The following is a 13784-nucleotide window of genomic DNA, read 5'->3' on the forward strand; positions in this document are numbered from 1 at the left end:
TCCGCCGCAAATTTATTCGCATTTGATGCTGCGGATATCGGATTTGATGCCGCAGCTGACGGTGAGGGAGTTATCATACAACAAACGCCACCAATCAGGAATAATGACGTCAGCCCCGGAAATGTCGGGCAGCTGCGCGATGCGGTGATATTTGCGTTCACTGCCGAGCAAGGCGCACTGAGCGATGTTCTGCAGAACGAGACAGGTTATTTTGTCTTCAGGTTAGAGGAGATCGAAGAAAGTACGGTAAAATCTCTCGACGAGGTAAGATCCGTAATCAAGTTTGAGATTGAACAGGAGAAGCGAAGCCTGAAAGCCAAAGATTACGCTGATGAGTTATTCGGACAATTAAGCCTGACTGACCGAACGCTTGAGAATATTGTAGCCTCGGGCAAAAATCTTTCTATTAATACTCCACCGTCATTCACACTCATGTCTTCGATTCGGGGTTTGGGTAAAAGCGGAGAATTGTCAGGCGCTATTGTGAATATGACACCGGGTGATTTGACCAATCCGATTATTGTATCCTCAAACGTCGTAATTGCAGAACTGGTCAGGAGAGAACCGTTTGAAGAAGCTTCGTACCAGCGAGTAAAAGAAGATATCCGCAATGAGATGATGTTTGCTCTACAGAACGTTTTATTTGCGAGATGGATTGAAAATCTGAAAAACAAAGCTGTAATAGAGGATCTCAGGAACCGTAGAATCGAGGGCCGTCATCTCCATCTTTAGTCTGATAATTTAAGGCTCTCGTTATTATCAACATCAGGACTTTCTGGCTCATTTCTTTAGCCAAATACAGATAACTCAGTTTTAATTCAATTATCCGAATTTCTATCGCTCTGATCGTTTAACGGAGACGCGACATATATCTGCTCCGGTGAATCCTTGTGGAAATCGGACGAATCGAAATCACCGAAAATTTTGTCTATTTTAAATCCGCCCATTTCGAGGATCAATTCCAACTCTTCCGCAAAAAAATACCTCATTGAGGTCTGTTGTCTGATCTCCTCAACGCCGCCGAGCTCGTTTTCTAATCTGTATATAAATTCATACTCATTCCATTTATCCTTCCAGTGAGATTTGACCACCTGCGAAGTTCTGGTCAAACTCCTCCCGTCGGTTATTTCTATTTTCGGCACATCGACTTCCGGTCCGAACGCCGGAGTTAATAATCGATCCGGACTCGGGTTAAAAACGTCAAATATCAAAACTCCGTCGTGCCGGAGATGTTTACGGACAGACTTAAGGCAATTTATCTGATCGTCAATGGATATCAAGTGTTGAAAGGGTCTAAATGGAATTATAACCAGCTCAAATAATTTACTAATCGTGAAATTCGTCATATCTGCCCTGATAATGTCTATCCTGTCCGCCAACGAATTCGGCTCTTCTACAAGCTTCTTTTTAAATCTCTGCAGCATCGGCATCGAATAGTCCAGCACGGTCACATGGCTGCCTGAATAGGCTACCGGAATTGAAACTCTGCCCGTTCCGCATCCAAGCTCCAATACATCTCCTGAGATTCGGTTGGCCCAATCGACGTAAAATTCGACGTCCGTTCTCAGTGCGTAGAGTGGAAGGAAGTCGTATAATTCTGAGAGCAGTTCATTTGAATAATCACCGTATCTCAGATACATATTGCGATTATTCAATTAGATTTACAAGGCGAGGTGTTTAGAAACTAATTTTGATTCTCATTCCATTCGCCCATATTGGCAAATTTGGATAATCGATTTTCCAACAATATATCTGTCGGCAGGTTGCTCAGTTCTCTGATATTGGTTATGATCGTCTCCTTCAAATTCGCCGCGGCGCCCTCCGGGTCTCTGTGTGCTCCCCCGTTCGGCTCACTGATTATGCCGTCAATGACTCCTAATTCTTGAAGGTCTGAAGGTATCGGCTTCAAAGCTTCAGCAGCCTCCGGAGCTTTGGTGGGGTCGCGAAAAAGGATAGATGCGCACCCTTCCGGAGAGATAACGCTGTACCACGTATTTTCCATCATCAGAACTCTATCTCCCAATCCGATGCCGAGCGCGCCCCCGCTTGCACCCTCCCCTATTATAATTACAAGTATGGGTATCTTTAATTTGCTCATTTCAAGAAGATTCCTGGCAATTGCTTCAGCCTGTCCTCTTTCCTCGGCGCCGAGACCGGGGAATGCTCCCGGAGTATCTACAAGCGAAACTACCGGTCTTTTAAATTTCTCCGCCAGCTTCATTACACGCAGCGCTTTGCGGTATCCCTCGGGATTCGACATTCCGAAATTTCTTTTTATGTTCTCCCGCGTCCCTCTTCCCTTTTGATGTCCCACTATTACTATTTTGTGCCCGCCTATCTCCGCAAGCCCCGCTATCATGGCTGAATCGTCTCCGAACTGCCTATCACCATGCAACTCGATGAATTCATCGCAGATAATGTTTATATAGTCAAGAGTGTATGGTCTGTCGGGATGACGGGCAAGCTGTACCTTCTGCCAGCGTGTTAATTTGGAATATACTTCAGAAATAACACGATCTCTTTTGTCCCGAACCCTTTTAATCTCCTCGCTAACCTCTGAACCGGTGTTTAGAGATCTCGATTCCAACTCAGACAGTTCATTTTCTATCTCTTCTATCGGTTTCTCGAAATCGTAAACGAATCTAACCAAACCTTCTCCTAAATATTGAATAAATCCTTGATTAGTATCTCTAAATCAAGGCGAATCGATTGGTTTCTTCTGTAATAATGCTCATACTCCTCATAATTCTCCTTGAGCTTCTCTCCCCGGTTCATAGTTTGCCCCAGCCCCGTGATGCCGGGCTTAAAATGAATACTCTTTTCAGGGGGTAATTCTGCGAGTAATTCGGAGCCCACGAAACTTAAAGTACCTGCCAGAATATTAAAAAGTAAAGGATAACCTGCGAGACGGTTCTTGCTGATATCTCCATTATCCGAAAGCGTATACATCGTCTTTCGGTTATTTGGAGACAGCATTATTTTTCTGGGTGTGATTATCAGCCGCTTATATACCCAATAAAATATCGCAAAAGGAAAGAGAAGAATTATCAGTGATACCGAAAAGATAATGTCGAAACCCCGTTTTAGTATTCTGTTTGAGAGCTTATCAATATTATAGTGCAGTTCTATAAGCGATATCTCCTCTATTGATTCGACGCTCGATTTGCCGATTATAAAATCCATGTGTTTAGGAACGATCTTAAAACTCAAACCCAAATCTTTAACCCGGTCGATTATGTTTAATATCTCTTCATAACTGTAACTGTCCGCTGAGAATATAATGTCGGTTATCTTCCTTAGAGTCACTATTTCCTTCAAATCGGAAATGTTGCCGAGGTAATTAAAATTTTCGGGGAATTGATCCGGTAATTTCTTGTCAATAAACCCTATAATTTTATAGCCCTGGTCAAGTTTACTAATAATTTTTCGGGCTATCCGCCGGGCTTCCTCTCCACTTCCCACTATTGCGGTTCTCCTTGAAATAATTGTTTTTCCCAGCGTTCCGAGGAACGGTACGAACCCGGTTTTCCTCGCCAGCCTGATCGCTATGCGCCAGGATGGAAGGAATAGTATGTTGAATAGAAGTAACCATATCAATACTTCACGCGAGTAAGCAATCTGCTTAAAGAAAAAAGTGAACGTTGTATTGACGAAGAAACCGAGAATCACAGCCCAGGCGGAATAAGTTGCAGAGAATCTCCTGATTTCATAAACCCGGAGCAGATACAACGTTATCAGCCAAACCGATGTGTAGATAATCGTGACGAAAACGTAAGAATTTAATTCCGCTAATGAATGGAATTTCAACAATAGCGCCAATAACAGAGACATCTGCATGAATACAATGTCTGTAATCACGAGCGCAAATTTTGTGCTCGTTTTAGCCGCATATGAGACCAGAGCTCTGAGAATTATTCCGATGTAAAGCATGATAACGGTTAAAAGAGACTTGGACTTGCCGAAATGTTTCTTGACGAATTGTATTTGCGCTTTATAAAACATTTTTATAGCGTCGTAACCTGCCGCCCTTGTGCTTTCACCTTTATAGTGAATAATTTTCGTGGTAGGGACATAATAAATCTTAAATCCTACTGCCTTCGTTCGATAGAACCAATCAAGGTCTTCACCATACATAAAGAAATCTTCGTCGAGGTACCCGACCTTTTCAAATACATCCCGGCGAGTCATAAAGCAGGAGCCGGATACTGCGTCAACCTCTGATATTTCGTTTTCATCGAGATAAGTTAAATTGTATCTTCCGAATACCCGACTCTTCGGAAAAATGGCGCTCAGTCCCAATATTTTCGGCAACACGACCGGTAGAGTCGGCGTAGCTCTTCGACATGCGAGCTGTAAGGACCCGTCGGCATTGAGGACTTTACAACCGACGGCGCCGGCTTCGGGATGAGTCTCGAGGAAATCCGAGAGAATATCGAACGTATCCTCCTGTACAACCGTATCAGGGTTAAGAAGTAATATATGATCGCCTTTCGCTCGGCGGATGGCTGCGTTGTTAGCTCTCGAAAAACCCACGTTTTCTGTGTTTTCCAGAAGAATGACCTGAGGATATAGACTTTTTACCATTTCGGCGCTGCCATCCAGGGATTTATTGTCCACCACGAATATTTCCGTCTCAATTCTCTGAGAGGCTTTGACAACAGACTCAAGCGTTTGCTGCAGAAACGCCTTTACGTTATAGCTCACTATTATAACAGAAAGTTTGATGTCTCTTACTCCAGTTTACCTATTAGCTGCTGAAATTTCAGCTTCCAGACAACTTTCGCCGCTTCAACCATAATAGAAAAATTCATCTTCGATTGCCCGAGCGTCCTGTCTACAAAAATAATTGGAATCTCGACTATTTTGAATCCTTTACGCCAAGCCCTGAAATTCATCTCTATCTGAAAGGAGTAACCTCCGGAATGAACTGATTCTAAATCAAGCGCTTCGAGCACCTCCCGTCTGAAACACTTAAATCCACTCGTTGTATCATTAATCGGAAGCCCCGTGATCACCCTGCTGTAAATGTTTGCGCCGTAACTCAAAATTAGGCGCCTTAGAGGCCAATGAACTACGTTTATCCCGTCTAAATATCTCGAACCGACCACAACGTCGGCGTCTTCACAGGCTTTCAGGAAATTGGGTATTTCAGCCGGGTCATGAGAAAGGTCTGCATCCATTTCCAATATCCTATCGTATCCGTTTTCAAGAGCAAATTTAAATCCTGCCACATAAGCGGTGCCGAGACCTTCCTTTGCTTCCCGTTTGATCAGGTTTACGCGCTTTTCCTTTTTAAGTAACTTTTTGACCAACCCCGCAGTCCCATCAGGCGAATTATCGTCAACCACAAGCACATCTGCGGACGGTTCCGCTTCGAAAACGAGATCAATTACTTTTAGTATGTTGTTCGCCTCGTTATATGTCGGGATAATTACCAGCACTTTCAACGGTTCATCTCCTGGTTCATCTCCTGTTTCATCACCTCCAATCCGTGATCGACTCCGAATATTTTCAAGCCGAGACTGTCTCTGGCTTTTTCCGTGCGCAGACCTCCTTTTTTTGGGCGGGGGGCAAGCTGACCGAGGTCTTCGGTGCTGATCGGAAAGATCAGCTCGGTTGAATAATTAAACTTCTGTGAAATTTTTTGTGCAAATTCAAACCGGCTGAAATAATCCGAGCCTGCATAGTTGAACATTCCTTCAGCATCAAGTTGAATTATCCTCAAGATACAGGCTGCCAAATCATTTGCTAACGTCGGGTTATTATACTGATCATTTACAACTCTTATTTTATTCCCTTTTGATAATTCATCGATTACCCATCGAACAAAACTGGCTTTTGCAGGGTACGCATGGCCATAAAGAACGTTGGTCCTAATTATGGCGTACTTTGCTTTTGAGCCTATTACGTTGTTCTCTGACGCAAGTTTGGATTTACCATAGTAAGTTGTAGGCGCCGGTTTGTCCTCTTCCGAATACGGTCCGCTTGTTCCGTCAAATACATAATCAGATGAAATATGAATCAATTTCGCGTCGGCACGCCTCGCCGCTTTCGCCAGATTCTTTACTCCTTCCACGTTGATTTTCCAGCATTCTTCCCTGTTTGATTCGCAGCCATCCACGTTTGTATAGGCGGCGGCATTAACTATAACTCCCGGTTTTTCTCTCTTTATCGCCTCGTTCACATCCGCTGAATCCGTGATGTCCAGCTGATGATAATCTATCTCATTTGAAGATATACTTGAACGCTTATCCCTCCCGAACGCAATGATCTTGTAAGAGCTGTTAATTTCGCTCATTAATTTTTGCCCTAACAGGCCGTTTGCTCCGAATACCGCTACTTTCATTTTGTCTTAATCGGATTCCATAATGTTATTTATTGCATTATCAAATTCTTTTGATAATAATCCTTCTATGCCGCTGACACAGCTTTTGATTCCTGCAATATGATTTGCCGTGCGCGCAGCTGACAGGGGGGATTTTCCTCTCATGTACTCAATTAAAAATGCAGCTGAATACGCATCCCCGCACCCCGTAGGGTCTACTGTTCTCTCCGTGACCATCGCCTCCAAGTGAGCCGATTCAATTGCACCATCATGCCTGTATGCAATATAGGAACCTTCCTGACCAAGTGTAATATTGACTACTTTAGTGCCGGTGTTGACAAGGTCATTTGCGAGATCCGTATACCCGCCATATTGTTCTTCGCTGTCTGTGATAAGTCCAGCCTCTACGGCATTCATTTGAACGCAGTCAAAACACGAAAGCCATTTACGCCATTCGGGAAAAGTTTTTTTGAACCTGATCCCTTCATCGTCGATGCCAAGCATAAGGCTGTGCACATCAATAAGCATTGTACCTTCATACTCAGCTCTAATTTTCTTCAGGTGTTCGTATTTCATTTCGAATCCGGAAATAAAATTGAAGAGTATGGCATTTGCGTCCAGTGCCTGTTCTATCAGATTTAGTTCTAAAGGAGGTAAGATGTCTTTCGCTTGCTCAGTCCTTTCTTGCTCGTCAATATATTTAAGTGATACTTTATTGTTCCGATGCCGGGACTTCGAAAGGGCGGAAGTGTCAATCCGGTCAAAATTTGAGAGAAACTCCATTAGCTCATCCCACACGTCGTACCCGACAGTTGTCACCGGCAGCAAAGATTCACCCTGTTTCAATAGTTTCTGGAATACGGCAATGTTATATAAAGCTCCTCCCCAGCTATGGACAGATTTTCCATCGAAAGTTTCAATTTCATCTCTGACGATATTTCCGATCAATGCCAACTTCATGATGTCAAATCTTCGCCCCCTGAGCGCGAAAATCGTTCAGCTTCTTTTGCAGCCCTTCATCTTCGAGAGCGAGTATCTCGACGGCAAGAACGGCTGCGTTTCGGGAGCCTGCCTTTCCGATCGCCATTGTCGCTACCGGTATTCCCGCCGGCATCTGTACCGTCGAGTACAGCGAATCTTTCCCGTTCAGATGGGAACCGGGCAGCGGAACGCCTATCACAGGCAAAACAGTGTAAGCGGCGGCGACCCCGGCAAGGTGAGCAGCCATCCCTGCCTGGGCGATTATCACCTTGATTCCCCTTTTGTGCGCCTCCGAAACGTACTCCGAGACCTTTTTAGGGTTTCTATGCGCGGATATTACATTCGACTCATACTCCACACCAAAATAATCAAGATATTCCTCGGTCGCCTTCACGAATTCGGAATCCGAAACGCTTCCCGATAAAATCGCAACCAATAGTTTGTTATTCGACATTTTAATCTTACCTCATTGTCTGTTTAAAAAATTTCTTCAACTATTCCCGTTTGAAGTAATAAAGCTCCGAGCCATCAATTCGAGTGTCCTCAGGAACTTGATCTTTTCCTCGCCGGGAGTAAATACCGCACCGTCCAGAAAATATAATCGACTGCTCTTCTCGTCGTAAAAGAGAAAAGATACAAAGGGACCGCCCAGCTGTTCGTCTATCTTTTCATACAATCCGGTAACTTTCAACACGACCCATTCATTTATTAAAATCCTATCCTCGACTAAATAATTTTCATTCACTCGCACGCTGTCGAACAGTGTTATACCTAATTCGTTTCTTTTATTTATTACCCATTCAGTATCTAATACCGGAATATCCTCAACCTCTTCCCAATATACAAGAAACCATCTCCTTGTACCGTGACTCGCTAACCACAATATGCGCCGATCGGGATCATCGAGTATAATTGAATAATCGAGCGGGATTTTAAATGAAAAACCGTGTTTTTCCATTATCCTGTTAGAAAGTCTGTTACGAGAGCGTTTCCCTAAGACTCTTGCAGCAGCTCTCCTGTTCACGACCTGATCGAATATGTCGTACAGGAAAAGAGAGTTGTCTGTTATGTGTTTCTTCAGTCCCGGTTCGTCCCATGAGGCGAGGATCATCAGTTTCTGGTCCCGGGCAAAATGGTCGTTTTCAGTTATCACATAGATTTCATTGTTACGCATTTTATCAATAATCGAGTTATCAAGAATATCCTTTATCAACTGGGTTGTCTTACCCTGATTTGACAGCGTGCTTATTATCAACAGGTTCTTCTGCCTTATCTTTTTCGGAAATTGTCCCGGGGGAAACCATCTTAGTTTGAGCAGCTTCTCCCTTTGGGGAGTGAATATCTCCTTTTCAAAAACCTGCTCCAACAACGGTCGAAATTTTCCCCATTCGGCAGAGTCGGCAATTACCGTAATTTCGTCCTCATTGCCAATGGACGTTTTTTTCGCATCGTAGCACCCGCTGCCGAGGAAAATAATCATCATTATCGGTTTGATTATCCGGTTCATTGAATTTATTCATGCCTCAGATAATAGAGTACACCTGATCCGGAACATCTACCGCCCAGCGAATATATTATGCTCCCCTTCCACCATGAGATAAAAAGCGTCCACAACAGCAGCGGCCAATTGATGCTCCATCTGGCATTCCAGCGGTGTTTGTCGGCTCTTCTCAATGCCGACATGAAGACATTATGCAGAGTATCCCAGGGAATGGTTTTGTATTTAACTACTTTAAAACCATTCGATTCAGCTGCCTTCGTCATGTGGTCGCGGTCAAAGTGATATAAGTGACGCGGAAGATCATGTCCGATCCAGTCGGAATTATAAATTTTTGCATCATAACTTTCTATATTCGGTAAGGACACAAGGAGGTATCCATTATCAGCTAATAACGATTTCACGGACTTCAATGCCAACGAAAGATCAGTCACCTTATCAAGAGTATGCCACATAGTGATTACGTCAAATTTTTCTCCGCCCATGGCGAGCAGCTGTTCGATTGTATCAACCACATCCAAACCATAATGTGAAGCGGCAAAGTCCTTTCCGAGCTCATCGGGTTCAATGCCGAATACCTCCCACTTTGCTCTCTTCATTTCGAATAGAAAATCACCTGTTCTGCAGCCATAATCCAATAACCTACCTATGGTTTGCAAGCCGTCAATTGCCTTTCTTTTCCACCTGACGGAGGCAGGATGAAAAATTTTGAATATCCAATCGGATATAGATTGGGGATCGGCGAGAACGTTGAAAGCGTCGCCTCCTTCAATAAAAGGCGCTATGAAGTTCGATTGATCTACTGGTCGCGGGTTGGTATATAGAAAATCGCACTCACTGCACCTAACGATATTATATGTGTTATTTTTATCATCAGAGAGACGATCAGACGCGGTCAAATAATGCTTATAATCTTCAGCTCCGCAAAGGACGCATTTTGTTTCTTCAATCAAGGTTTATTTTCTGCCGTGCCCATCGCCGATAGGGCTGAACTCTACTTCCCTTTCCGCGACCTTAACGCTCTTTACGCGAATTCTCAGCCTGTCGCCGAGCATATAAGTCCGTTTATTGCGTTTTCCTATAAATCTGTGCCGATCCGGCTCAAAGATGTAATAATCATCTGTAAATAGTTTAACAGGGACAAATCCTTCAATAGGAAATTCCACAAGCTCAACAAAAAGACCCGCACCTATAACGCCCGATATGCTGCCGTCAAATTCCTCTCCCACTTTGCCTGAGAGAAATTTAACTTCCTTGATCCTCGCATGAGCTCTTTCAGCCGAGAGTGCATTTATCTCGCTCTCAGTGTTGCTCTTTGCTATAATACTCAGTCTTTTTCGTTTTGAAGCTGTTCCTTTCACTGTCGATCTGTTCAAATATTCCTTGAGCAGCCTGTGTATGACAAGATCAGGATAACGCCTTATCGGAGATGTAAAGTGCGAGTAGTGCTTGAAAGCAAGAGCAAAATGTCCCTCGTTCTTCTCTGAATATACCGCCTTCGACATTGACCGGAGCGCTATCTTTTCGAGCAGGTCTTTCTCGGGCATTTTTTCCACTATCTCCATTATATCGCGAAAATCTTCAGGCTTTATCGGTACCGGCACTTTTACTTTAACGCCCAAAAATTTCAGCATCTCCAGAAAATTATCGATCTCCTCTTTTTTAGGTTTAGGATGAACACGGTACAGAAAGGGTAATTTTTCCGCTGACCTTTTAACTGCAATATGCTGCGCAACAGTCTTGTTAGCCAACAGCATAAACTCTTCTATCAACCGATGGCTGTCCAAACGTTCCGATCTGAATACATCGTACGGCATCCCGTTTTCATCGAGCCTGAAGATCGCTTCGGACAAATCAAAGTCTATGCTTCCGACCGATTTCCTTTTTTCATAGAGGCTTTTAGCGAGTCTGTTCATGAGTTTGATCTCTTTAGAATAGTCGCCCTTTCCCTTATTGAGAATTTTCTGTACTTCGCGGTATGTGAAGCGCCGTTTGGATTTTATGACCGAAGGAGTAATTTTATGTTCTAAAACATCTCCCTCTCTTGACAGCGTCAGTAATACAGAGAACGTATACCTCTCTTCATTCGGTTTCAGGCTGCAAAGTTCGTTTGAGATTCGCTCCGGCAGCATAGGCACAACATGATCGATCATATAGACACTCGTTCCTCTTTTGAGCGCCTCCCTGTCAAGAACACTGCCCTCTCTGACGTAGTGACTTACGTCGGCGATGTGCACTCCAAGTAAATAATTTCCGTTATCCAGTGTCTCGATCGACACGGCATCATCAAAATCCTTTGCTTCAACCGGATCTATCGTAAAACAGGTGAGGTTACGAAGATCAAGCCGATTTTTCTGCTCCTTTTTATCAAGCCCCTCTCTTAAGGATGCCGACTCTTTCTCAACGGATTTTGGAAACTTGGGGTTCAGCCCGAAAAGTGCGCATACCGATTCAAAATCGGTACCCGGATCATCCGGATACCCGATTATCCTCGTAACTTCTACCTTTGAACTATCAAGATAAGAATCACCTTCAACTAATTTAGCAACTATCTTTTGGCCGCTTTTACCTCCCCCTTCTTTCCCATAAATCACGGGAAGATTATTCTTGAGCATCCTCTCGTCGGGTGTAACAAACCATTTCCCACGCAATTTTCTGAGGGTACCGACGATTTCGGTTCGCTTTCTCTCAACAACGTCTACAATTCTGCCTTCCGGGTTGGGCCCGAAGCGGTGAGGAAATACCTCTACCTTCACTTTATCTCCGCTCAACGCTCCTTGCATTGCATCGGAGGAGATGAAGATATCAAGCCCATCCTCGACTATCACGAATCCGAATCCTTTCATCGTCACCGAAAGAGCTCCCTCAAAATATTTTTCACTCCCCTTAGCGGCGTAACGTGACTTAGGATACTTCCTGATTTTACCTGATTTGCTCAGTGAATAAAGGAGTCGCTTAAATCGGACATATTCGTTTCCTGCAACCCCGATCGCCTTGGCAATCTCCTTCTGCTTGAACCTGCTTCCCCGGTTCAATTCGAGAAAATTTAATGTTTTATCCTTAATATCGTCCAAAATCGTTTATTTCTACACATTCTCCTAAATTTGGTAAATATACCTTCAGAAATCGGGAAGTGCAATTATGATGAGTTTGCTTGAGCCGGCAGGAGTTTACTGACCGAAACTTGTTAAGAATTATTTCTATTTTTCACCGGAGATAATAACAACCGATCCCCATCCCAGTAATCTAAACCTTACATTCGAGAAACCGGATTTTGTCATCTTTACTTCCAATTCATCCACACCGGGAACGTTCGATATTGACTCCGGCAGGTAATCATATGCCGCTCGGTCTCCCGTAATAATACCTCCTAACGGGGGTATAATTTTCTTAAAATAAAAATTAAAGATTTTGCCTGTCAGAGATGATTTCATGTGGGCTAATTCCAACACTGCGAACCTACCCCCCGGTATCAAAACCCTCAGTACCTCTTTAAACATCTCGGCGATACCGTCTACATTCCTCAAAGAAAAACCGGTTGCGACCGAATCAAAAGTCGCATCCGGAAACGGCAGATTAAGAGCATCCGTCCTGCTGAATGAAAGTCTCCTCGTCACTGCCTTTCTCTTTGCCTTCATTCGTGCGACGTCCAGCATTCTTTCCGAGAAGTCAATACAGATAACCTTTTCGGCTCCTGATCTTGCGAATATCAATCCCAAGTCCCCCGTACCGCATGCGAGGTCCAACGCCATGCCTTTGTTCTTTCCGAGAGATTCTTTTACAGCCAAACGCTTCCATCGGCGGTGTAATCCGCCTGTCATGATGTCGTTCATAAGGTCATACCGGAGCGCAATGCTGTTGAACATCTTCCGGACGGCATCAGGTTTTTCATCCGGGATCCCGTCCCTCTTTTCGTATGGAATTACGTTCACGCTTCTACCCATTTTTCTCTGCGTTCATCGAACCAATATAACATGAAATATCCTGAGTTTCTTCCGGCATCTATCAGTGGACTTCCACCAAAATTTCATGTTAATCCGAGCGATAGATACTACCATGTTGATTCCCCACCCTATAGCCCGGCCATAAATGACTGGGCTATCTTACACAACTCAGTGATATTTTCCGTTCAACTTTCTGACAATGGCTATCCTATACCCAGACCGCTTTTCCGACGGCGTTTCCGCCGAAGCGGGTGCGTATCGAGTCGAGCGCGGCATTCAGGTCGACCAGCTTCTTCCTTTCCGCACTATCGGAGAAAAGCTCCGTCTGCCCTACGGGGCGTGAGAGTTTTCTCGCTTCCAGCTCAAGCGCGCGGATGCGAATCCGTCTCTTCACCGTACGCTCGAAAATATCCCGCGCAGCGGCGTAAACGTCGTCGTCGAGGAAAAGAGGATGCCGAAGCTGCACCCTTCCCCGCTCTTCTTTTTCATCGGAATATATCACAAGAACGCGGAGCTCGCCGATTCGAACACTCCTCTTGCGCACACGGTAACCGATGCTTGACGCCATCCTTCCGAGCGATGCGAGGAGCAGGCGCCAGTCGTTGGTATCCTCGTCGAACGTCACCTCTTCCCTTACCGTGGGTTGAATCTGCGGAACCCGCACAGGAGAAGTGTCTATCCCATTCGACTGACGGTGAACCAGACGTCCGTCTTGCCCGAGCAGCATTAACATGTGTGCTTCGGAAACGGATGCCACATCTCCTATCCTGAGAAGATTGACCTCCCTCAGCGCTTCAAACAGAAGTTTGTTTACAGCCGGAAGCCTATACGTATGGTAAGGGCTTATAAAGGATGCCTCTTCACCGCTTTCCACCTCCCGTATGGTCAGCGGCTTAGCAGCACGGGAGGCTATCTGGCTGGTAAGTTTATTGCTCGCCACGCCTATAGCTGTGCCGAGGCTCAGCCGCTCTCTGATTTCTTTCTGTATCCTCATGGCAGTATCGACCGGAGGACCGAAAAGACGGCGCGTGCCGGA

At 44.6% G+C, this 13784-nt stretch carries 13 protein-coding genes; 1 reads left to right on the forward strand and 12 read right to left on the reverse strand.

The window, feature by feature from the left end; all coding sequences use genetic code 11:
* The coding region (locus tag IID12_07130; protein MCH8288864.1) for a peptidyl-prolyl cis-trans isomerase at positions 1 to 732 on the forward strand (732 nt) is incomplete at its 5' end.
* Between the two features lie 86 nt (positions 733 to 818).
* Here IID12_07130 and IID12_07135 read toward each other — a convergent pair.
* From IID12_07135 to IID12_07190, 12 genes are all read right to left on the reverse strand, one after another.
* Complete coding sequence (locus IID12_07135) at positions 819 to 1640, reverse strand: class I SAM-dependent methyltransferase (GenBank protein ID MCH8288865.1); 822 nt, start codon at positions 1638 to 1640, stop codon at positions 819 to 821.
* Positions 1641 to 1684: 44 nt separating this feature from the next.
* On the reverse strand, positions 1685 to 2650 hold the full coding sequence (locus tag IID12_07140) for an acetyl-CoA carboxylase carboxyltransferase subunit alpha (GenBank protein MCH8288866.1): 966 nt from the start codon (positions 2648 to 2650) through the stop codon (positions 1685 to 1687).
* A gap of 8 nt (positions 2651 to 2658) precedes the next feature.
* Positions 2659 to 4704: a glycosyltransferase gene (locus IID12_07145; GenBank protein MCH8288867.1), complete on the reverse strand. Its 2046-nt coding sequence runs from the start codon at positions 4702 to 4704 to the stop codon at positions 2659 to 2661.
* A 26-nt stretch (positions 4705 to 4730) separates the two neighbouring features.
* Positions 4731 to 5447, reverse strand: a complete 717-nt coding sequence (locus IID12_07150; protein MCH8288868.1) for a polyprenol monophosphomannose synthase — start codon at positions 5445 to 5447, stop codon at positions 4731 to 4733.
* Positions 5444 to 6346, reverse strand: a complete 903-nt coding sequence (rfbD, locus tag IID12_07155; protein MCH8288869.1) for a dTDP-4-dehydrorhamnose reductase — start codon at positions 6344 to 6346, stop codon at positions 5444 to 5446. The genes IID12_07150 and rfbD overlap by 4 nt, the downstream gene beginning before the upstream one ends.
* A gap of 6 nt (positions 6347 to 6352) precedes the next feature.
* Positions 6353 to 7285 (reverse strand): carbohydrate kinase family protein, encoded by a 933-nt coding sequence (locus IID12_07160; protein MCH8288870.1) that lies wholly within the window; start codon positions 7283 to 7285, stop codon positions 6353 to 6355.
* Positions 7286 to 7289: 4 nt separating this feature from the next.
* On the reverse strand, positions 7290 to 7760 hold the full coding sequence (gene purE, locus IID12_07165) for a 5-(carboxyamino)imidazole ribonucleotide mutase (GenBank protein MCH8288871.1): 471 nt from the start codon (positions 7758 to 7760) through the stop codon (positions 7290 to 7292).
* 36 nt (positions 7761 to 7796) lie between these two features.
* Positions 7797 to 8813, reverse strand: coding sequence for a DUF4837 family protein (locus IID12_07170; protein MCH8288872.1), 1017 nt, complete (start codon positions 8811 to 8813; stop codon positions 7797 to 7799).
* 5 nt (positions 8814 to 8818) lie between these two features.
* On the reverse strand, positions 8819 to 9757 hold the full coding sequence (locus IID12_07175) for a class I SAM-dependent methyltransferase (protein ID MCH8288873.1): 939 nt from the start codon (positions 9755 to 9757) through the stop codon (positions 8819 to 8821).
* Positions 9758 to 9760: 3 nt separating this feature from the next.
* A complete protein-coding gene (gene rnr, locus IID12_07180) occupies positions 9761 to 11878 on the reverse strand; it encodes a ribonuclease R (GenBank protein ID MCH8288874.1) in 2118 nt (705 codons plus the stop codon).
* Positions 11879 to 12004: 126 nt separating this feature from the next.
* A complete protein-coding gene (gene ubiE, locus IID12_07185) occupies positions 12005 to 12748 on the reverse strand; it encodes a bifunctional demethylmenaquinone methyltransferase/2-methoxy-6-polyprenyl-1,4-benzoquinol methylase UbiE (protein ID MCH8288875.1) in 744 nt (247 codons plus the stop codon).
* Positions 12749 to 12956: 208 nt separating this feature from the next.
* Positions 12957 to 13784 (reverse strand): hypothetical protein (locus tag IID12_07190; protein MCH8288876.1); only part of this gene is annotated, 828 nt, incomplete at its 5' end.

The sequence above is a fragment of the Candidatus Neomarinimicrobiota bacterium genome, from assembly GCA_022567655.1.
Classification (GTDB): domain Bacteria; phylum Fidelibacterota; class SORT01; order SORT01; family SORT01; genus JADFGO01.

Excerpts from the sequence above, each read along its gene's own strand:
- purE (MCH8288871.1), bottom strand. The coding sequence starts at position 7,760 with ATGTCGAATAACAAACTATTGGTTGCGATTTTATCGGGAAGCGTTTCG.
- IID12_07135 (MCH8288865.1), bottom strand. The coding sequence starts at position 1,640 with ATGTATCTGAGATACGGTGATTATTCAAATGAACTGCTCTCAGAATTA.
- IID12_07170 (MCH8288872.1), bottom strand. The coding sequence starts at position 8,813 with ATGAACCGGATAATCAAACCGATAATGATGATTATTTTCCTCGGCAGC.
- rfbD (MCH8288869.1), bottom strand. The coding sequence starts at position 6,346 with ATGAAAGTAGCGGTATTCGGAGCAAACGGCCTGTTAGGGCAAAAATTA.
- ubiE (MCH8288875.1), bottom strand. The coding sequence starts at position 12,748 with ATGGGTAGAAGCGTGAACGTAATTCCATACGAAAAGAGGGACGGGATC.
- IID12_07160 (MCH8288870.1), bottom strand. The coding sequence starts at position 7,285 with ATGAAGTTGGCATTGATCGGAAATATCGTCAGAGATGAAATTGAAACT.